At 38.8% G+C, this 22789-nt stretch carries 17 protein-coding genes; 6 read left to right on the top strand and 11 right to left on the bottom strand.

The window, feature by feature from the left end; all coding sequences use genetic code 11:
• Window positions 1–75: 75 nt before the first annotated feature.
• The 4 genes from sbcD (at window position 76) to I3B46_RS03390 (ending at window position 6609) form a co-directional block, all read left to right on the top strand.
• On the top strand, window positions 76–1293 hold the full coding sequence (gene sbcD, locus I3B46_RS03405; RefSeq protein WP_102957334.1) for an exonuclease subunit SbcD: 1218 nt from the start codon (window positions 76–78) through the stop codon (window positions 1291–1293).
• Window positions 1290–4967 (top strand): AAA family ATPase, encoded by a 3678-nt coding sequence (locus I3B46_RS03400; protein ID WP_104872995.1) that lies wholly within the window; start codon window positions 1290–1292, stop codon window positions 4965–4967. Before sbcD ends, I3B46_RS03400 begins: the two co-directional genes overlap by 4 nt.
• 275 nt (window positions 4968–5242) lie before the next feature.
• Window positions 5243–5842: a nitroreductase family protein gene (locus I3B46_RS03395; RefSeq protein ID WP_004926931.1), complete on the top strand. Its 600-nt coding sequence runs from the start codon at window positions 5243–5245 to the stop codon at window positions 5840–5842.
• Window positions 5843–6306: 464 nt separating this feature from the next.
• Complete coding sequence (locus I3B46_RS03390) at window positions 6307–6609, top strand: hypothetical protein (protein WP_004926928.1); 303 nt, start codon at window positions 6307–6309, stop codon at window positions 6607–6609.
• Window positions 6610–6697: 88 nt separating this feature from the next.
• On the opposite strand, the gene I3B46_RS03385 is transcribed toward I3B46_RS03390, so the two are convergent.
• The 7 genes from I3B46_RS03385 to mak form a co-directional block, all read right to left on the bottom strand.
• Entirely contained in the window at window positions 6698–7858 is a 1161-nt protein-coding gene (locus tag I3B46_RS03385) for a fimbrial protein (protein WP_004926924.1), read from the bottom strand.
• 227 nt (window positions 7859–8085) lie between these two features.
• Window positions 8086–10554 (bottom strand): fimbria/pilus outer membrane usher protein, encoded by a 2469-nt coding sequence (locus tag I3B46_RS03380; RefSeq protein WP_014656788.1) that lies wholly within the window; start codon window positions 10552–10554, stop codon window positions 8086–8088.
• Between the two features lie 14 nt (window positions 10555–10568).
• Window positions 10569–11318 carry a fimbrial biogenesis chaperone gene (locus I3B46_RS03375; protein WP_014656789.1) on the bottom strand — a complete coding sequence of 250 codons (750 nt, stop codon included), beginning with the start codon at window positions 11316–11318 and terminating at the stop codon, window positions 10569–10571.
• Window positions 11319–11404: 86 nt separating this feature from the next.
• Complete coding sequence (locus I3B46_RS03370; RefSeq protein WP_004926913.1) at window positions 11405–11917, bottom strand: fimbrial protein; 513 nt, start codon at window positions 11915–11917, stop codon at window positions 11405–11407.
• A gap of 119 nt (window positions 11918–12036) precedes the next feature.
• On the bottom strand, window positions 12037–12312 hold the full coding sequence (locus tag I3B46_RS03365) for a helix-turn-helix domain-containing protein (protein ID WP_163761915.1): 276 nt from the start codon (window positions 12310–12312) through the stop codon (window positions 12037–12039).
• Between the two features lie 935 nt (window positions 12313–13247).
• Window positions 13248–15197: a bifunctional 2',3'-cyclic-nucleotide 2'-phosphodiesterase/3'-nucleotidase gene (locus tag I3B46_RS03360; RefSeq protein WP_014656790.1), complete on the bottom strand. Its 1950-nt coding sequence runs from the start codon at window positions 15195–15197 to the stop codon at window positions 13248–13250.
• Between the two features lie 220 nt (window positions 15198–15417).
• Window positions 15418–16323, bottom strand: coding sequence for a fructokinase (gene mak / locus I3B46_RS03355; protein ID WP_014656791.1), 906 nt, complete (start codon window positions 16321–16323; stop codon window positions 15418–15420).
• A gap of 196 nt (window positions 16324–16519) precedes the next feature.
• On the opposite strand from mak, the gene rdgC reads away from it, so the two are divergent.
• The gene (rdgC, locus tag I3B46_RS03350; protein ID WP_004926895.1) at window positions 16520–17425 is read left to right on the top strand and encodes a recombination-associated protein RdgC; all 906 of its coding nucleotides are present in this window, start codon (window positions 16520–16522) and stop codon (window positions 17423–17425) included.
• Between the two features lie 227 nt (window positions 17426–17652).
• On the top strand, window positions 17653–18165 hold the full coding sequence (locus tag I3B46_RS03345) for a GNAT family N-acetyltransferase (RefSeq protein ID WP_004926889.1): 513 nt from the start codon (window positions 17653–17655) through the stop codon (window positions 18163–18165).
• A 241-nt stretch (window positions 18166–18406) separates the two neighbouring features.
• Here the strand turns inward: I3B46_RS03345 and yedF are convergent, their stop codons facing one another.
• The 4 genes from yedF to exbB form a co-directional block, all read right to left on the bottom strand.
• The gene (gene yedF / locus I3B46_RS03340; protein WP_004926886.1) at window positions 18407–18646 is read right to left on the bottom strand and encodes a sulfurtransferase-like selenium metabolism protein YedF; all 240 of its coding nucleotides are present in this window, start codon (window positions 18644–18646) and stop codon (window positions 18407–18409) included.
• Window positions 18643–19854: a selenium metabolism membrane protein YedE/FdhT gene (gene yedE / locus I3B46_RS03335; RefSeq protein WP_014656793.1), complete on the bottom strand. Its 1212-nt coding sequence runs from the start codon at window positions 19852–19854 to the stop codon at window positions 18643–18645. The genes yedF and yedE overlap by 4 nt, the downstream gene beginning before the upstream one ends.
• A gap of 1453 nt (window positions 19855–21307) precedes the next feature.
• Window positions 21308–21733: a TonB system transport protein ExbD gene (gene exbD, locus I3B46_RS03330; protein WP_004926875.1), complete on the bottom strand. Its 426-nt coding sequence runs from the start codon at window positions 21731–21733 to the stop codon at window positions 21308–21310.
• 5 nt (window positions 21734–21738) lie between these two features.
• Window positions 21739–22671 (bottom strand): tonB-system energizer ExbB, encoded by a 933-nt coding sequence (gene exbB, locus I3B46_RS03325; protein ID WP_004926872.1) that lies wholly within the window; start codon window positions 22669–22671, stop codon window positions 21739–21741.
• Window positions 22672–22789: the final 118 nt, after the last annotated feature.

Here is a 22789-nt window from a genome sequence, read left to right as displayed (position 1 = left end):
CAGAGATCCCCTTAAAGGGTCATGATAGGGTATACTGAGCATAGTATACATATAAAGCCGTAGGAAGGGGCCTTCATGCGTATTATCCATACCTCTGACTGGCACCTTGGCCAGTATTTTTTCACTAAAAGCCGCGCAGCCGAACATCAACAGTTTTTAACTTGGCTTATTGAGCAGGTCAAACTTCATCAAGTTGATGCCATGATTGTTGCGGGAGATATTTTTGATACCGGCTCCCCCCCAAGTTATGCCCGTGAGCTTTATAATCAATTTGTCGTCTCGCTACAGCAAACAGGTTGCCAATTGGTGATCCTAAGTGGTAACCATGACTCTGTTTCCGTCTTAAATGAAACCAGTTCACTGCTTGCCTATTTGAATACGGATGTCGTCACTTCAGGAGCAACGCCCCATGTGATCACATTAAAGAATGCACAAGGGCAACCCGGAGCACTGTTGTGTGCGATCCCTTTTCTACGCCCTAGAGATATTCAATTAAGTGTTGCAGGACAGAGCAGTGAAGAGAAGCAGCTATCATTACAAACAGCCATTCGTGACTATTACCAAGCTAGCTATCAGCTTGCCGAGCAGCAGCGGCAAACTATGGGGTTAGATATCCCAATTATCGCAACGGGGCATTTAACGGTTGTCGGGGCTGAATTGACGGACTCTGTGCGTGATATCTATATTGGTACTTTAGACGCATTTCCCTCTGCCGCTTTCCCTCCGGCTGACTATATCGCCTTGGGGCACATTCATCGTCCGCAAGTTATTGGTCAACAGCAACATATTCGTTACTCTGGTTCACCGATTGCATTAAGCTTTGATGAAGCGAACCAACAAAAAAGTGTTTGCTTAGTGGAGTTTGATGGCCGCGAACTGTCGCAAATCCACCAACTTGCGATCCCAACTTTTCAACCTTTGCAAACACTAAAAGGGTCACTTGCAGACATTCAAAATCAGTTACATGCACTCTCTATCAAGCCAGATACGCCCCCAGTTTGGTTAGATATCGAAGTCGCTTCACAGGACTATCTTGCTGATATCCAACAACGTATCGAAAGTATTATCAAAGGCTTACCCGTTGAAGTTGTATTGTTACGCCGTGCACGTAAACCACAAAACCCCCAACAAGCTCTCGCTAATGAAACCTTAAATGAGCTTACCGCCGAAGAGGTATTTTTGCGTCGTTTAGCGGAAGAGTCGCTAGATGATAAAGAAAAAGAGCAGCGCTTATTAGTACTCTTTAGGCAATCTTATGACGCTTTGCGTGCTGAGTTAGAGGGAAATTCATGAAAATCTTAAGTCTACGCCTAAAAAATATTAACTCTCTAAAAGGCGAATGGAAAATTGACTTCACCCAAGAGCCGTTTGCTAGCCAAGGATTGTTTGCGATCACAGGCCCTACTGGGGCGGGTAAAACCACCTTACTAGATGCTATTTGTCTCGCACTCTATCACCAAACACCTCGTTTAAGTACACTATCCGTTAAACAAAATGAGCTTATGACACGCCATACTGGCGAGTGCTTGGCTGAAGTGGAATTTGAGGTCAAAGGTATCGCTTACCGCGCATTTTGGAGCCAACGACGAGCCAGCAACAAGCCAGAAGGAAAATTACAACCGCCAAAAGCCGAGCTAGCGACTGTCAGTGACGGTAAAATCATTGCGGAAAAAGTCAGTGACATACGAGAACAAATTGTTCAGATCACAGGGCTAGATTTCGGACGGTTTACAAAGTCTATTTTGCTTTCACAAGGGGATTTTGCCGCCTTTTTAAATGCGAGCGAAAAAGAGCGAGCCGATCTGTTAGAAGAGATCACCGGCACGGAAATTTATAGTCAAATATCCAGCTATATCTATCGCCAGCACAAACAGGTCAAAAATGATTTAGAGATTTTAAAAGCTCGAGCGCAAAGCATTCATTTGCTCACCGAAAGCGAACATCAAGCCCTCATCGAACAACAAACCGTATTAGCAGACCAAGAAAGGCAGCTTAATCAAAAACGAACGCGAAACCAACAAGCGTTGTATTGGCAGCAACGCCAACAACAGTTAACTGCCCGCTTACATCAGTTAGAGCTTGATCAACAGCAGGCTGAAAAGGCATATCAAGACGCTGAGCCTCAGTTTAAAAAACTCTCAGACAATCTGCCTGCTGAAAATTTGCGCCCTTTATGGCAGGATGTGGAACGCCAACAACAGGCATTAAATGAATTATTAGAGAAGCAACAGAGCCTTTCACAACAGTGTGAAAATAACACTCAACAACTTGCGCCTTTACAAGCACAACTTGCTCAAGTCCAACATGAGCATAGCCAGCACCAAAATTATGTTCAGCAGCAAACCGTGTTGATCGATACCCACGTTCGCCCATTAGATAATGCGATTCTTCATCTACACCAACAGATTAAAGAAATTTCAGAACAAAAAGAGCAATATCACACGGAATATCAATCGCAGCACAGCTTAATTACTCGAACCCAACATCAAGCTCATTTGGACCGTGAAGAGTTACAACAAATTGAACATTACCTACAGCAACATCCCCAAGATGCGGCTATTACCCAACAAATAGGTTTATGGCGGCAACAAGGTCAATTTATTGATGAATTGAGTCAAAAAGTACAAGCCTTAGAGCAAAAACAACAACTACTGCAACAAGAGCAGTCAGCATTAGTTAGCGAGCAACAACAGCAAATTGAGCAAAATGCCCAAACGCAGCACCAACTTGAACAGGATACTGCGGCATATCAACTCGTTGAAAGTCGCTATCTAGAGTGGCAAGAAAAACAAGATATTGAACAACTTAATCAATCAATAGAACAGCTACACACCAGATCACAACATGCCCAACTTTTACCTTTATTGTTATCTCAATGGCAAGAGCAGCAAAACCAATTAAAAATCAAACAACACCAGCAAGAGGAGCTAACCCAATCAATTTCTCAGGCTGAAAAGCAGCTCCAGCTAACTGAAACACAAATTACGCACCTTCAGCCTCATTTAACAGATTTGAATGCGCGGTTACGCTTAGAGCAGAAAATCGTCAGTTTAGAAAAGGAGCGCCAACAACTTATTGCGGGTGAGCCTTGCCCACTTTGTGGCTCTACCGAACACCCTGCAATTGAACAATATCAATCTGTAGAGCCAACGCAAACTGAACAGCGCTTAATCGCATTAACCAAACAGTTAGAAGAGCTTAAGCAAACGCAAGTCACTCAACAGTCGCTACTGCAAAGAGAAATGCAGCGCCAAGCAGAAAATCAACAGGCACAACAGCAGCTTATAGCTCAAGAGCGTCAACTGCGAACACAATGGATGACCGCGTGCCAGAAGGCTCTCGCCCCTGAACTGACCACGACTCATGCTGCCGTAGAGCAGTTGCTCACGGATATCCAAAAACAGTTATCAGAGAAACAGCAGTCATTACAGGCGTTCACCGCCCTCGAACGTGAATATCAACAACTTAAACACCGATTACATGAGCAGCAGTCATTAAATAAACAGCAACAATCCTCGCTCGCCTTGCTTACTGAACGAATTAAGCATCAGCACCAACTTATTGATGAAACACAAAAAGAGCATGTCGTACACCAACAGCGCCATAATCAGCAGCAGCAACAGCTCCACGGGGCTTTGGCTGAATTTAGGTTGCCTGAAAGCGAAAGTTTTGAACCGTGGTTTACGTTACTAGAGCAGCGTGGTCAGCTATATGCTGCGAAAAAACAAAGTGCGCAAGATATTAGCCAAAAAATAGCGGTCGCTGAGGCGACGTTGCAAGTTGAGTTAGCTCAACAAACCCATTTAAGTAAACGGCTAGAAAATACGCAACAGCAATTGCAACAGTTACAACAACAGGTTGAACAAAAACAGGCGGCACGGCAGCTATTACTTGATGGGCAATCTATTTCACAATTTATGGGTAGATTGCAAGATCAGCAAAACAAACTGGCTCATCAGCAACAACAACTTAATGAGCAGGTCACGCATCATGAAAAACACTTAGCTTCTCTAAAAGGCAGCCTTAACGAGGTCATCACGACGATAGAAAAGACACGATATCAGTTAACCACAGCACAGCAGCGCTTCGAGCATGCCCTTTCGACTAGCCCATTTGCAACACAGCAAGCATTCTTAGCCGCACTATTAGCGCCGGATGAAAAGCTGCAACTTGAACAATTGCAACAACGATTACTCCAGTCACGTTTACAAGCGCAAACCCGTTATAAAGAAGGTGAGCGCGCACGACAAGAACATTTGGCCCAAAAGCCCGATGATCATATTGAGGCAAGCTTGGAGGAGTGGCAGCAAGCAATTATTCAGCTTGATGAGGAGATTAAAAATCTCAATAAACAACAGGGGCAGATCTTCAGCCAACTCGAAGCAGACAAACAACAACGTCACCAACAACGTGGCTTATTACAAGAAATCGAGCAGAGCCAATCCCACTATGAAGATTGGGGATATCTCTGCGAACTGATTGGCTCAGCGGAAGGAGATAAATTCCGCCGTTACGCGCAAGGGTTAACCTTTGATTGCCTCATTTCTCTCGCTAATCTGCGCTTGGATAAGCTACATGGTCGCTATTTGCTAAAACGTAATCATAATGCGGATCTGGAATTACAAGTGATTGATGGCTGGCAGGCCGATACTATCAGGGATATTAAAACCCTCTCTGGCGGAGAAAGTTTCTTAGTCAGCCTAGCGCTTGCTCTCGCATTATCGGATATGGTGAGTAACAAAACTCAACTCGAGTCTTTATTTCTCGACGAAGGCTTTGGCACACTCGACCCTGAAACATTAGATATTGCCTTAGATGCGTTAGAAAGCCTGAATGCATCCGGAAAAACGATTGGGGTAATTAGCCATGTTGAAGCGATGAAAGAGCGAATTTCTGTACAGATCCCCGTGAAAAAGACCAACGGTTTTGGCTTTAGTGAATTACCTAGCCGATATCGTATCCGTTAAAATATAAATGGCGCTTTATCATAGGAACAAGACATTCCTAGATAAAAGCGCCTTACCACATCAATCAAAAATTTCTTTCAATTTTCTATCATGAAGGGCTGATAGATGCTCCCCAATGTAATCATAAAAAATAACAATTTGTATTTAATTGATTTTAATAAAAAACAATTAAATTGACTCAGCCGAAAAATTTGAACCTTACCGTTAATTTTTTTTTCTATGATTTTCCCTTCACAGCGCTATAGTAATACTTAACAAATAGCTAGGAGACTCACATGTCAAACGCATTTATTGAAATGATTAAAAATCGTCGCACTATTTATAACCTCGGCGATGCATTACCAGTTTCTGAAGAGCATGTTACAAAATTAATTAAAGAAGCAGTAAAACATTCACCTTCTTCTTTTAACTCACAAACATCACGTGTTGTGATCTTATTTGGCGCAGAGCATAAAAAACTGTGGAACATCACCAAAGAAACATTGCGCGCCATCGTGCCAGAACAGGCATTTGCAGCTACTGAACAAAAAATTGATAGCTTCGCTGCGGGTGCTGGCTCTATCTTATTTTTCGAAGATATGGCGGTCGTGAAAGGCTTACAAGAGCAATTCCCACTTTATGCCGACAATTTCCCAATCTGGTCAGAACAAGCCAGCGGTATCGCACAATTTGCGGTATGGACAGCCTTAGCGCAAGAAAACGTCGGGGCATCACTGCAACACTATAATCCACTCATTGATACTCAGGTACAAAAAGAGTGGGGAACACCTGATAATTGGGTACTACGTGCTCAAATGGTATTTGGGTCAATTAATGCTCCTGCGGGTGATAAAGACTTTATGGATGATGAAATTCGTTTCAAAATCTTTAAATAATCAGAATAAAATTCGAATAAAAAGCCCTTGTTGATTAAAACAAGGGCAAATCACCTGCCAAATAATGTGATATATCACTTTTCAATACCAGCCAACACCAAGGGATCCGATTATTATTGATATGCAATATCAATTAGTTATTCCACAACCCATGCTATCAAACGCTAATCCTTTAGAATATAAAATCAATTAATAGCAATCTAATAAAATTTCATATTGATAATCTCTATTAGATACCGACTTATTGTCGGTATCTATCTATTTTTAGCTATCTTTTTAGAATATTACACTAAATAAATTCGTTTAAATTTCATACTGTTACAAAATAAACTAAATAAAATCGATATTTTATTAGCATAAATCATATTTTTTACTCGTATTTGAACTAAACTAGTCAGTGAGAATTTTGTAACGCGCTACTCGTGTTATTTAACTAGCGCTAGTTCAACTAGGAGGTAGAAGCAATGAAATGTTTATCCTCAATTGTAACAGTGACTGCTTTACTCATTTCCAGTTTTACTTTTACCCATGCTGCAACCAATCGAATCGGAGGTGGAACCATTACTTTTATTGGCTATGTCTATGAGCCACAATGCGCAGTTAAAGTATCCAGTAGCGAACAAATTGATCTTGAATGTTTCCGCAATGGTAAAAATATCACCAAAACCAGTTCACTTAAAAATGCCAAAAAACTCAGTTCTGATTTTGTAAAAGTCGAATATAATCAATTCAACAATAAACCCACTCTAAATGTGACCTACGATTAATGCTCTTTATTTATTAAAAGAGTTAGCGAAATCTTGCTAACTCTTTCAACGATACTAAATTAACTAAGCTTTTATTTGATAGTTAAATTTAATTAGTATTTAACGTTATGGTCATTTTACTGTTTGCTTTACCTGGTTTAATTGGCTCAGTTCCATAACGAACATAGCGTGCTGTAAAGTTTAATAGCAGCTCATGTGTTGCAGCGCCTGTCGTTGGCACAGAAACGCTAGTCCAATTATTTGCTGTAGGAATTGGTGAATCAATTGCTCCTAAACGAAGTAGTTTATTTCTCTGCCCCGATGAATTTAATATTTCAATCGCGACCCCTTTTGCTGTCGAGCCTAAATTAGGATCTAATAATAAATAGTCAACCTCATTCATAGCCCTATTTTCTTCACCAGGTGCAAAACCATAACTAATTTTAGCCCCTTTCTGACATTCTAATGTGAAAGAAAAAGGAGTAGGAGTTGATGGAATATCATTTGATGAATGGCTACCTAAATAAACGGTTGATGTCGACGATTTCAAACCACAAGTTGTAACCTGACGTCCCCCGACTGGACGCTGACGTATTTTAAAAAAAGTGTAGCCTGCGGGTTCATAGTTATTATTTATCGTATTATTGATCCCAGGGCCTTTGAACCCAACAACCCCTCTATTAACGACCCCAACGGTACCTAACGAGTTACCACTGACATTTTGCTGAGAGCGAACCTGTTCAATAGAAAGACCCGAAAAATGTTTCAGCTTAATATTAATTTTTTGTGGGTTATCAGGATCTATGTCATATGCCATAGGCTTCGCATTCACCACATTATCAAATTGATATGAAGCATCTCTATTCATACCTAGAAATAGTTCAAAAGCCATTCCTTGAATATTCGTTCCCCAATATTTTATATTGTCATACGTAAACGCGGGAGCGGCGTTATCGAAAATATAAGTTTTAGGTAAATAGTATATTTCAAAAATAGAGGATGCATCAGCGATATCACATTTAAAAACGACACGATCTGGCGGAGCGCCCATTAATGATGCCATTTGAGTGCTCGTTATAGAATCAAAAGCAATTCTTGTTCCAGCAGGCTGAAATTGTAACCCATATATACTGACGTCAACCTTAGAGCCAATACTCACTTGTGTTCCAGGTATCCCACCATTTTGGATAATACAAGTGGAATTTGCTGTTCCAGCGAAAAATAAAATCATAAAACCAATTGATGTTATGGCTCGTTTAGATATAAACATAACGCCCCCAAAATACTTGTTAACGAATAAGTCTTCTTTAAAAACTTATGGGTAAATTAATAAAAAACATAATGATTAATAAGCCCAACACTGAATAGTTAATCTTTAAAAGATACTAATTTTCATATTTTAGAAAAGTATCGGAACTTATTAACCATAAAAACCGTAAATTAAATAAGGCACAGTAGCACTTTAAGAAATCATTTCTTCTTAAACAACATACAACCTTAATAAAAATAACAAACAGATTCAGAAATAGAACTATTACTTGAGATGTTATAATCAAACTTACAACGTTGATGACTACCTTCACCCCATTTAACAATAACTGTTCCTTGTTCAGATTGAGAATTAAAATGTACTAAGCCACCTTGCCCAACTAAACCAATCTTATTATTATTTTCATCATAAATATCGGCACCAAACGGCACTGCTTTTTTATCTTGTAAAATAATACGATAAGTAATGTTGTTACCTTTTTGTGTATTAAATTTCACTAATACCGCAGACCCTGCATAAGGTGCTATCTTGGCTAAGTTATTATCTAATTCAACATCTGTATCCATATTTTCTGTATTAAGATACAGTGTATTATATTGATAAGGTACTAATGAAGGTACAACGGCTTTTCCGCTATCATTAATAACAATATTACTCCATGAGGCTACTGATGCACCTTCCGCTTCATTAGCTTCCACAATCGCAAAAGTATCACTTAAATAGCGAGACGGAATAACGCCACCTTGATAAGCCACTAATGCACCACTTGCTCCCACCGATAATGACTTGTAATTATTACCTTGTGAATAACCCGCGTTTACAGAAGCCGAAGAGAAATCTTTCTGAATATTTCCAGAGAAGCTACTGTTTGAATTACCAATATCACTCGCTGTCGCGTTCCAAGAAATAGAATTATCTTCACCGAAAGAGCTACTAATTGTCGTATTATTTGACCAACGATGATCTGAATCAGAACGTGTTATGGAGCTACTTAATAACGTATTCTGTTCTGGATACCAAAGTGAGAATGGTACAGAGACGTTAAACATATAGTTATTATCTCCACCCTGATCGCCATTTCGATACATTTTTATATAGGTAAAGCTATAACCAATACCTTTAAAGTTATTCATATAGCCAGCTTGCAATTGCTTAGTATCTGGCAAATTATCACGCCAAGTTTGCAATGAACCACTGACATACACAGTACCATAATCCGCTAAATTTTGGTTAACCGTTAATACATATTGGGAACGTCTTGGGTTAATGCTTTCGCCATTAAACAAATAACTATCACGATAAGAACTTGCTTCATATAAGCTTAAATAGTTCTGCGATTCATAACGGTAACCAGCTAACGCAATATTTGTACCAGTGGCATTAATGTCTTTATTCCACGTGACTCGCGCACGAGCACCGTTATAGGTACGTTTATTGTCTAATTCAGCTTTTGAGCTTGCCATATCAAAGCTAAATGCACCGACTTGTGTATTAACCGCAAAACCTAATAACCCAGATTGGTATTTATTGGAATACTGCACCCCTGCAAATGGCGTTAGAATATTACTTAAACCATATTTTATTGTTGATTGAGCAAAAATATCGGAAGAAGTATGATCACCCCGTAACTTACCACTCACAATGCTATAATCAATCTGACCCGGTCTTAATAAACCTGGTACCGTTGAGAATGGCACGACAAACGTGGAAACACTGCCATTTGCTTCAGTCACTTCAACAGTTAAATCACCGCCATAACCTGTTGCATAAAGGTCATTGATCGTAAATTCACCGGGAGAGACATTCGTTTCGTATATTACAAAACCATTTTGTATTATTCTTACCCGAGCATTACTATTTGCAACCCCCCTAACTGTTGGCGCAAACCCTTGCATTGATTGTGGACGCATTCGGTTATCAGTCGCTAATTCAGCACCGGTATACGAAAAGCTATCAAATAGGCTTCCATCGGTAAAAGATTGCCCAACCGTTAATTCACTTTTTATTTGTGGAATAGCTCTCTGAACATACGTTCTGATGCTTTCATGATGAAATTTATCATCTTCATTGTATTGCAAATTAGATTGATGGCGAATTCTAAACAAGCCTAAATTAAGCCCAGCCGATATATTTCCGTAAGCAGAATGTTCGTCCTTACCATGACTACGAGTACTATACCCATTAAGGTTATAGTTCATAAAAAAAGCAGGAACCCCTTCATTAAGAGCACTGATTGGTACAGAGCCGCGTGCTGAATACTCCACCATTGCTTGAGGAATTAAAATATCTAATCGTAATATATCTTGCTTTAAATTAACTTGAACATCTTTTGATAATGATTTTAAGTCTTCACATTCACCATTAGACTCTATTAGCCCTAAATATTCTGGTTTTATGTTAAACCCATCAACATCTTCTTTGGTTAAACAAGGAACAACACGTCCCTGTTCATTTTCATAAAATCTAATCTCTTTATTATAAAGAAATTCATTATTTAAATATAAATCGACATACCAATTACCTGGAGTAATTTGGTCTTCTGTTAATTTATCTATTGATATATCTTTAGCATTACCTAATAAGAACCCCTCATTGTAAGAGTATTTCTTTTCATTTTGGTTTTCTTCTACCGCTAATGCAAATCTACCATACCCTAAAGACAAAGAAACAAGAACAAAAAGTAATTTTATTTTCATAGCAATACCATTTATTATAAATTAGACTCGTAGGAATCTAAGCCACCATAATCATTAATGACTGAGTAGCTAACTTTTTTTGCATTAATAAAATCATTGGGTATTGCTACACCTTTTCCTCTATTCAGATAAATATCAGAGAATGGCGCAACCATATTCCCTTCTAAGCTTAACTTTCTATTCCCTTCAGATAATGTAACATCCTGAAAAGTAATAAACCATGGCGAGTTATTTTTAACAAGCAACTCATTTCCTTTTGCCGTTTTCTTTATTGAGAAAGAAAGTTTTTCATTAACCTGTGCAGGCATTTTAATGTCTGTTGGTCGATAAAATAATTTCACTCTTGTTCGAATGGCAATTTGCATTGTATTCTTATTTTGAGAAGCAGTATCTTCATTCTCAGGTGGAATTTCTAACACGTTCAAATAAAAAATAGACTCTTTATCTTTTGGTAAAGAATCACCAAGATAAGTTAACCTTAAATTTTGACCTGCTCCAGCAGACATTTTAAATATCGGTGGTGTAATTGAAAATGGAGTTTTAATATTTTCAGGTAACTCATTAGGATCTCCATTATCTAGCCAAACTTGCACCAAAGCTGGCCATTTATTATCATTAACCAACTGTACTGTTTTACTTTTAGATTTTTCATTATATATAACACGAGTGCCATTAATAATAACGCTGGCATACATGGATGTTGATACAATGAATAATGAAATAAATAAAACGATTTTATTTATGATAGATAGCCTAGTTATCATAATGACCTAACCCTACTCTAAGTTGTAATAATTTAGTCTTTTATTGATCTGCCAGGGGAATGAATTCCCCCGGCAGAATTAACTTATTATGGATAAGTCAATGTATAGTTAACTTGTGCTGTAACAGCACCTGGAGCGGTTACTACATCTTTCGCATAATAGAATGCTTGGTATGCCAATGTAGCTGCACCATTAACGATTGGCTGGCTACCTGCTGGCGCGCCGTTTACTTTCGCAGCGTTACCAGCTTGGTCTGCTAAACCGATCTGTACGTTAGCAGGTGCAGTTGTTGGGATAAGATTACCAGTTACTGCATCACCACTTGTCAAACTTTCGAAGTTTGCTGCTACATCAACACCACTAACGCTACAGTTAGCCAGTTCGATAGTGAATGATGTATTACCTGCTGTTGCACCAGCAGAACTCAATGCAGTAGTCGATACTGTTGGCAGAGTGACTGTGAAGTCACCACCATTACCCGTAGTGACATCACAAGTTGTTGCAGTGATTTCACCGTTGAACGTAATAGTACCATCTGCCGCTAATGCTGATGCCGAAATTGACGATGCAATGAATAAAACTAAAAGTGATTTTTTCATATTTAACCTTTGTTAAGATAAAACAATTCCAATCCTTTATTATTAAAAATAAGGACAACTGACTACACATTTAAGTAAGAGCTAAATCCATTTAAGACAACATTCCAAAAACTAAATAACTAAATAACTAAAGTATTCGCGACAAATATATTTTTATCGTAAATAGTTTTGTCATAATCAGACAATAACACGACGATATCTACATTAAAGGCATTAGCAAATTTTGCTAATGATTCGACATCAATTCTATTAACTCCATGTTCAAATCTAGAAATTTGCTGTTGGCTTATTCCTGTTATTTTACCTAATGCTTCTCCACTCCAACCATTTTGCAATCTCAGTGACTTTATTCTTTGCCCAACAGACAATGAATATTTATATCTTTCATTTTCCATATGCGGGTACCTCTGAATTTATTATTCACACATTGATTCAGATTAGTTCTTGTCAAATATATTACGTATCCATAATTTAAAAACAAATAACACCACTCACGAAAGAGTAAAATATATTATGAAAATAAAAATAGAAACTAGAATTATCGGAAGTCAAACAACGCCAATAAAAACATAATGTTAATCAAATATCCCAAACCAGAATTAACATCTGATTTAGAAATCAACAAGCAATTAAAGAAGATAAAAAATCTACTTAATGTTGAAAAATCGACATTAACACCAAAAAAATCAATTTTATGTATTAATATATATCAACCTATTTGCATTTTTAGATTATCATCATTAATACTCGCAATTAGAGTAACTCATTTATATTAAAATTTAATCATAAATCAATCATCAATAATAGAAACTAGAAATAAAAAAGTGCCCCCTTTCACAATTTAAAATTGTGTAAAGTTACCTATTTAATTACATAACTAATATTTACATTACATTATCTTTGGATTTCATCTTGAAAAAGCGTCCTTTATAGAAAATCATTTTTTGAATGATATTATAAAAAATGAGTTCATCTTCTTTTTTTAGAAAAATTTCATATTAAAAAAATGAATATATTGAACAGAACTTTTTGTAATGAAAAAAATTAATTAACATTAAAAATATATAAAAAAATTAATATTTCTCTTATTGTTTATTTCATTCTTAGATAGAAACACAAACACAATTAGACTAACCCTTTTGTTATATATCAGAATTGTATCTCCTATTTTCACCGCCTATTAATGATGTTTTTCAGCTTTTATCTTTAATAACGAGGTAGTGATTTTTATACCTTCAATAAAAAAAGCCCCATTATTATTAAAATGAAATTAACAATAACGAGGCTTTTAATGATCAAATTTTAATAATGGTACTAAATTCGATACTGCTTATTTCTCAGTTAAGTCTATTTGGTAAATAGCAAAACCAATATCATCAGTGCCTACCTGTTTTAATGGGTATTGGGCATTCTGCTGAATGAATTTCGCAGCTTTATCACTCTGAGAGGTTTCAAAACGAATATCGAGAGCCTTATCTGTTTTAATTGGCAAGAATGACCAATTATTATCAGCTCTACTGGTAACCTCACCGTGTTCTTTAGAAACTTTCGCAATATAAGAGGCCAATACGGCACGGTTTTCATCTGGGGAAGCAAACGCAATATGATTATCGCCCGTTCCGGCAAATTTACCGCCGTATGCTCGATAATTATTGGTTGCAACTAAGAAGGTAGCTTTCGGGTCTATTGGTTTCCCTTGATAAGTGACATGCTTAATTCTATTCGCCTGTTTATTGACTAGCTGGCAATCTACATCATATTTTGCAGGCTCAGTGAGGTCGATTTGATAATTTATCCCACTGATAGTGTCAAAATTATAAGTTCTAAAGCCATCCCAGTTAATTAAGCTTTGCGGTGATGTTGATTGAGGATCAATACGGTTAAACATACCCGCTGAACACTCCAGCCACTCGACCACTTCGGCACCTGTCGCTTTCACAACCACTAGTGTATTTGGATATAAATACAAATCAGCGGCATTGCGGAAGGTTAGATCTCCTTTTTCAACCTCAACAAATTCGTCAGGCGCATTTTTACGTCCACCTACTTTGAATGGAGCAGCTGCAGACAATACAGGCAAGTCAGCAAGGTCAGGGTCACCTTGAATATAATGTTTCGTATAATCAACTTGCGCATCATTCACTATCTGTACCGTTGGATCGCTTTGAACTAATGCCAAATAGCTGTACATATTATCGGAGGCTTTTCCGATCAATTTCCCAACAAACTGACGTGTATCGTTATGAGGTTTATCAATGATCTTCGCTAATTCATCATCACGCTCAACCAGCGCTTTTTTGTTGGCTTTATCATAAACGGGTCGAGCATGCGCATTCGCATCAACAACTTTCCAACTGCCGTCGTCATTATTGACGACTAAGTCGACGACACCAAGGTGATCCCCCCATTGGCCTGGCATCACCGCTGGGATCCCGTTAACGGTACCTTTGGTAATATCAACACCTTTAATATTGGCGAAATCTTTACTTGGAAATACCCCATGAGAGTGACCAAACATAATCGCATCTATTCCCGGTACTTCACTCAGATAATAAACAGAGTTTTCAGCCATTGCCTTATAAGGCTCTTGTGAAAAACCGGAGTGAGGGATTGCCACCACTAAATCAGCACCTTCTTTTTTCATTTGAGGCACAAATTTTTTGGCGGTTTCCGTAATATCGTTGACCGTCACTTTGCCACTAAGATTGGGTTTATCCCAAATCATAATTTGTGGGGGAACAAAACCAATATAACCAATTTTTAAGTTATGGGTTTTTCCATCACGATCTTTGACGGGAGTATCAACAATAATATAAGGAGTAAAATAGTTTTTACCCGTTTTAGCATCGATGATATTGGCGTTAACATAAGGGAATTTTGCCCCTGCAATTGCCTTTTGCAGATAATCTAAACCAAAATTAAATTCATGGTTACCAAAGTTACCTACAGTATAGCCCATTGTATTCATTAGACTATGAGCAGGATGTGACTCCCCTTCCTCAAGGCCTTTTGCTGCCATATAATCCGCTAAAGGACTGCCTTGAATTAAATCACCATTATCAACTAAGACGGCATTTGTCACTTCACCTTTAGCCGCCTTAATTAAACTTGCAGTACGCACCAATCCAAATTGATCCGTTGGTTTATCCTTAAAATAATCGAAATCAATCAAGTTGCTGTGTATGTCAGACGTTTCCATAACACGTAAATCAACTGTTGCGGCATTGGCATTGAATGCCACGAATAAAGCTAATGCTGATAATTTAAAAATAGTATTCACCGTAATTCCCCTTACGTTGATTTGTGCAAAATAACCCTTGCTTATATTCTCTGTAAAAATAGTACAAACAGCATTACATATAGTGAATGTGTGCGTTCTATTCGTTGATATTTCGATAAGCGTTGATAAACAGTGCCTCTCTTGTCCATCGAAGTCACTGTTTATCTTAATAAGCACTATTTAATCATATATAAGTCACAAAATTATTGACGGTACATAACTATTTAGGCCAAAGCCATGCAGCCCCACGCACCCCACTTGAGTCACCATGAATGGCCTGCCGAATTGGCGTATCACATTCACGACCGAATACCCAGTTTTTCACCAGTGAAGGTAATGTTTGATATAAGCCTTCGACATTACTCATTCCACCACCGAGCACAATGACATCGGGATCGAGCATATTGATAACTTGAGCTAATGCTCTAGCAAGCCGAGATTGGTAATGTGTCATTGCGGCTATTGCATGTGGATCCCCAGACTTCATCAATTCGATGATTTCTGAACCTATTTTGGTTTCACCAGACAATTTACGATAGTCCGCCATAAAACCTGTTCCAGATACGAATAGTTCAGTGCACCCTGTTAGCCCGCAATAGCATTGCTCTTCTTGAAGAAACAATGCGTCTTGGCTGTCTTGCCAAGGCAATGGATTATGGCCCCATTCCCCCGCGACCCCATTACCACCAGAATGAACCTGACCATTGATCGCAATACCAGCACCACATCCCGTACCAATGATCACTGCAAATACCACTTTTGCCCCTTTGCCTGCACCATCAACGGCTTCTGAAACAGCAAGGCAGTTAGCATCGTTGGCGACTTTTACAGGCCGCTCAAGTATTCGCGCTAAATCTACATCAAAAAATTGACCATTGAGCCATGTGGAATTGGCATTTTTCACTTTACCTGTCACAGGTGATAGTGTCCCGGGGATCCCAACTCCCACACTTCCTTTTCTCGCCGTGGCCACTTCGGCATCATGAACAAGACCTGCAATCGCATTTAACGTTGCGTTATAGTCTCCTCTGGGCGTCGCCACGCGCTTTCTAAATAGAGTTTCGCCATTATCATCTAATGCAATCACTTCTATTTTTGTACCACCAAGGTCAATTCCAATTCTCATCATCACACCCACTACTTAGCTATTTTCTGTATCATTGCCTGTATACCCTATCGATTTCAAGCGATTAGCGACAAAACTGAGGCCTATAAACACAACAAATACGCCAAGAAGGCATTTTTTTTCGCTTAATAACCGACAATTCGTTATCATAGCCACCGGCTAAAACAGGTAATCCATCAACAAAGGTAGGTTTTTCATGTGGTTCAAGAATATATTGGTCTATCGTCTGAATCGTGATCTGGCTCTCAGTGCTGACGATCTGGAAAGACAGCTTGCCCCTCTGGCCTATCATCCTTGTGGTAGTCAAGACATGATGAAAACGGGATGGGTGTCACCCATGAAAGGTTCTGATGCTTTGACCCATGCCGCGGGTAACCAAATACTGATCTGTGCCAAAAAAGAAGAAAAAATGCTGCCTTCCCCTGTCATCAAACAGGAGCTACAAGAAAAAATCGAAAAACTTGAAGCAGACCAAGGCCGTAAACTGAAAAAAACAGAAAAAGATTCTCTTAAAGATGAGGTTGTCCATGCCTTATTACCAAGAGCATTCAGCAAATACAATAAAACCTACATTTGGATTGATACCGTCAATCAATTGATTATTGTTGATGCCGCCAGCGCTAAACGTGCAGAGGATAATTTAGCACTATTGCGTAAAAGCCTCGGTTCACTGCCTGTTGTGCCGCTAACTTTTAAAGATCCTATTGAGCTAACGTTAACCGAATGGATCCGCTCAGGCTCTCTGCCTCAAGGTTTTGCCGTAATGGATGAAGCAGAGTTAAAAGCCATTCTAGAGGAAGGTGGCATCATTCGTTGTAAAAAGCAGGATCTGATTTCTGATGAAATTGCGACCCATATTGAGGCTGGGAAATTAGTGACTAAACTGGCTTTAGACTGGGAAGAACGGATCCAATTTATGCTGTCTGATGATGGTTCACTGAAAAGACTAAAATTCAGTGATACATTAAAAGAACAAAACGATGATATCGGTAAAGAAGATTATGCTCAGCGTTTTGATGCCGATTATGTGCTTATGACAGGGGAACTGAGCGCCCTGATTGCACGCCTTATTGATGTTCTCGGCGGTGAAGCTGAACATTAATCGATGCCATATCCCCAGATGGCAGCAGACGATCCACCGTGTTGCCATCACTTTTTAGACCTCGCTAGCATTGCCACTATTAATTCATTGACTGCCTACTCAATCTCTGGTGAATTGAATTACATCTTGATAACAAAATTATCGCAACGTTTATTTGTTAAATAAAAATAACTAAACGAATCACGTTAACTATCAAAATAAGGTCAACTTCAATCGCAGGAATTGTTATGAAAGAGCTCATCGAACCCGAAGTGGATGAACATTCAGTTGTCACGCTACAAAAAATTACGGCAGATAATTTTTCGGAAATTTGCCTACTCAGCCATACGCTCAGCGAAGCACAACGCGGTATGGTAGCGGATAATGCCTATTCTATTGTTGAAGCTCAATTTTCCGATTGTGCATGGTATCGCGGTATATATGCTGACGATGTTCCCGTTGGTTTTATTATGCTGCATTCGGGGCTAGATGATGACGAGCTTGAATATGATGGAATTATGCTATGGCGCTTTATGATAGCAGAGCCTTATCAAAAATTAGGCTTTGGTCGCGAAGCCCTTCTTCAAGTGATCCGCTATTTAAAAAAGAAAGGTTATCCACGACTTTATAATAGCTGTGGCGAAGGAGAAGAAAGCCCGTTTGAATTCTATAAAAAGCTTGGTTTTATTCCTACAGGGGCTTATTTAGATGATGAATGTGAACTTGTTCTTGATTTAACTAACTGGCAAGAAGAACCGTGATTTAGAAAATAGGGGGATTGCCACCTATTATTATTTAATGATTAACATGGCAATTCATAAGCCTATAATGCCGATATCTCTCTGAGGCGGGAACCTCGAAGCTCACTTCAGCAGATCATCTAACTCATTCAGGTTGCAGCAAGGCGGCAAACGAGCAGATCCCTAGAAGCATACATAAGTATGTCACTAGGGTCTGTGGAAGCCGCCAACAGCACTGCAACTTAAAGTATGGCAAGTATCGTTATTTCTGGATCAAATAACGTATAGTTGGTCCATCTTGCTGAATATCCAGCACGGTATAACCATAATTTTTGGCATCCAAAGGGATATTATTAATTGATTGTGGGCAATCACTGACCACCTCTAATATTTCCCCTTTTTTTAAGGATGGCATCGCTTCCAATGTCGCTACGGCCGGATAAGGGCAAGGCTCCCCGACCATATCTAATCGATAGTCAGGAATGATTTCTTTATGACTCATACAACCTCCGCTGATGTTGAAACTGGTGATTGACGTTTACGGAAAAAATAGCGTTCCCACACCAACATCAAGATAAATGCTAAAGCTAACAACAGATAAGTCACCGCTAATCCCCCTTGTGGACCAAAGGTTTCTAGCAAATTCACTTTATCGAAATCTGTTGCTAACCAAGGGCCTAAATCATCCCAATAGTAAGCAAGGATGGTTGCTCCGATAATATTACCGAAACCGACCCACCAATAATGGACTTGCCCTTCTACGGCACGGTACATCCAGCCCGTTTCACAGCCCCCCGCAAGCACAATACCAAACCCAAACAATAACCCGCCAATAATGGCATTCGGGCCAGCCCATAAAATTTTTGGCGTTGCACCTAATTGTACATAACTAAAAATACCAATTGCGCTCACCGCCATACCAATAATAATGGCTTTTGCCATATGTGTTCTTCCGGTGATCCATAAGTCACGAAAAGCGGAGGTGAAACAAATTTGTGCTCGTTCAATAAGCAAACCAAACCCAATACCGCATAGAATGGCGATACCTAATACGGGCGCATCCCATAAGGTATAAAAGCCCCACGCGATCGCGACTAAAAAGATAGTCATCCCTAATTTAAAGCGTTTTTTTGCCACATCTAGGTGTTGTGTTAATGGAGAAGCAGCAGAGACTTTTTTGAGCTTAACAGGGATCCTAAACATCGGCATTAATGTGAATTTAGCACCGAAATAGGAGCCTACTGCGGTTGCGATAGCAAAATACCATGCGTGCAGAGAAAACTGAGGGATCCCAGTAAAAAATGCGGCTAAGTTGCACCCCATCGCTAAACGCGCACCGAAACCAGCGATAATACCGCCAATAATTGCTTGGAAAATACGTATCTTGTGTTGTGGCATACGTAATTTTACGTTATTTGCCCATAACGCAGCCGCAAAACACCCCGCAAACATACCGATGATCATCACACCATCAATTCTATCTAGGGGGCTACCTTCTAAGCCAATGACTTTAAAATATCCCCAGTTTTCGGGTTCAGCACCGAATAACTGCATGATATGCCCACCCCAACGGGTGAATTCACCAGTAACAGCCCAGAATGTACCTGTTAAACCAAAGTAATAGGTGGATAAGATCCCTGCCGCAATAACCGCAGGTAGAGGTTTCCAAAAACGGATGAGATAGTGAGATTTAAACTCAGACCAAGTCATTTTAACGTCCAATTCATTCGCGCCAGAACCTGGCAGAGAACCCCGCCGTTGTATAGCATGCCCGCTTCACAAGCCCCCCAATGGTTGCAAGAAAGCAAATTGGCATATTCCCCACAGCAGATAGGGATAACATCATACTCCGATAATTAGTTTCGGGAAGCTATATGCTATAAATATTTCACGGTCTATCCCTTCAATCGCTGATTTTTACAGCAGATATAATAACCTATCGAAAATAAAAGGATGGCTCGCAATACCCTAGGTTGATTATATTGCATCTCAGGTTTTGCCATTAACATGAAGATTTTTGAAAACTTACATTAACTTTATGTTTTATAAAAGAAATTTAAGCAAAAAAAAAGCGTTATCAGAGATAACGCGGGAATGTGTAGTCTTATTTTATCTATAGTAGAGGAGTATAATATGAAATTGCCGTATAACGGCGTTGCATGCTATGCGTAGTCTGAAGTCAGCCCATTTGACTCCAGTAATAACATTTATCAACTTAAAAACGCATTCATCCGTAAGTTAAAAAATAATACGATATAGATCATTTTTACTAACTCAAATTATCAAGATGACTTTATTTTTCCCTAGTTTGGCGAATAAAGAAAATAAAAAAATTTGAAAGATGAAAAGTGTTTAAAAGTATTTCTAAATGTTATTGACCGCATTATAACTCAACATAATTGTTGCGCAAGTGTTTTTTTCATTTAACTAAAATTTCAACGCAAATTCAATTTTAATGAATAAAATCATATTATTACACTATTATCGTTAAATATAAAAAACATAATTATATATTTTTAATAATAATTTACATAAATAGCGACATCTTTAAAATGTTACAAAACAAATTATTCAATTAACTCTTCTTATCTAGATAATAATTAACATTTAATTGTTAGATTTATTTATATAGATATCATAATTTGAATAAGCATTAATCTAATTTATTTCATTATCTATTCTACTCAATAACACTTGTAATGGATAAATATAATCTGTATTTATACTCTCAATAATATAATAAGAATTTTATATGTAAAACAAAAGGTTATAAAAGCGAAATAAAAAACCCTTTATCTACGCAAAAATAAAAAATACGCGTAATTACTTAAAAACTCACAAAATAAAATAACATCCTAATAGAAAAATAGTTTATTTTTAATAATCACTTATTGAGGAACTAGGCAAAAAAAGATGTGTTAGTGGACAAAAAAAAACCATACAACTCAACGGATAAATTACAAAGAAGTCATAAAATTAATTCAAAAAACTAATCATTACTCGCAATACGTCATACCGAATCAAGAAAAAAATTGTGACTTAGGCAACTCAATGATGCAGTTTGGTGCCTGTAGATTTAAACCCTCAATAAAAAACGCACCTTATCACCCCACTATATGTAAAAGGATAAAGTGCGCTTACTATAGAAAAAGATACTAGCGAACTACTTAGACGCCGCCGCTTCCATGCCTACTAGGCCAATTTTAAGATACCCTGATTGACGCAATGCATTCATTACATCCATCATTGTTTCATAATCAACACTCTTATCCGCTTGGAAGAAAATTGTGGTATCTTTATTCGCATTTGTTGCCAGATCAAGAGAGGCCGCTAACTGCTCTTTTGTTACAGCTTGGTCTCCTATGAATAATTGGCTATCCGCTTTTACCGTCAGAAAGACCGGTTTTTCTGGACGTGGTTGCGGTTTCGCTGTCGAAGCAGGTAAATCCACTTTGATATCAACCGTTGCCAAAGGAGCGGCAACCATAAAGATAATCAACAGAACTAACATAACATCGATAAACGGTGTTACGTTGATCTCGTGCATTTCACCACTATCGTCTTGTTCGTCACCTAAACGCATTGCCATAATCGTTACCTTGCTTTGCTATTTGCCAGATCCAGATCGCGACCTAATAGTAACGCAGCCTGTGCTGCAACATCACCGACCTGACCACGGTAGTTATTAATCATTCTGGCAAAAATGTTATAAATAACAACGGCAGGGATTGCTGCGATCAAACCAATTGCTGTTGCTAATAATGCTTCCGCGATCCCTGGAGCAACAACGGCTAAGTTAGTGGTTTGTGAGTGAGCAATACCAATGAAGCTGTTCATGATCCCCCAAACCGTACCAAACAACCCAACAAACGGAGAAATCGCCCCAATGGTGGCTAAATAACCATTTCCACGCCCCATATGGCGGCTAATTGCAGCGATTGAACGCTCAAGACGGAACCCTGTGCGATCTTTAATACCAGAAAGATCTGTGCTTTGTGCTGACAGTGTTCTTTCCACAACCGCTTGTTTTAACAATAAACGGGTTACACTGTTTGCCTTAAAACCTTCAGCGATGCTCATTGCCTCATCTAACGATTTGACCTTATTAAGCTGTGCTACTTCAGCTTTTAAACGACGGCGCGCTGCCAATAACTCGATGCCTTTAGAGAAGAACAAGGCCCATGTAATCACTGATGCCAAAACCAGACCAATCATGACTGTTTTAACAACGTTATCTGCATTTTGGTACATACCCCAGACCGATAGGTCCTTATCAAAGCCACCTTGGTTTTCGGTCGCAATCTCAATACTTTCGCTAACCACTGGTGTTGTTGCACCATTTTCTGCTGCGGCTTGAGTTTGTGCCGGTGCTGCTGCCGATGGGGTATTTGTTTCAGTCGCCGGTGCCGCTGGTGTTGTTTGGGCTGACGCTGTGGATGTCGCTGGGGTTGTTGCTGGTGTGGTTTCAGCATTTGCTGTCCCCAACAGGCCTATCGCCAATAGAATAGAAGCTGTTAGTTTACGCATCAGTTGGCCTTATACTCTCTTTTTCTGTGTTCTATTAATAAATTCGTGCCGATGATTTCACGTTCACCGACTAACCTATAAAAGCGAAATTGACTCGCCCAATTCATCTCTTTTTTCA

It is taken from the genome of Providencia sp. 2.29 (genome assembly GCF_015832305.1).
Taxonomy (GTDB): Bacteria; Pseudomonadota; Gammaproteobacteria; order Enterobacterales; family Enterobacteriaceae; genus Providencia; species Providencia stuartii.
Note: the sequence above shows the minus strand (reverse complement) of the source record. Positions and strands in the feature narration are given on the sequence as shown.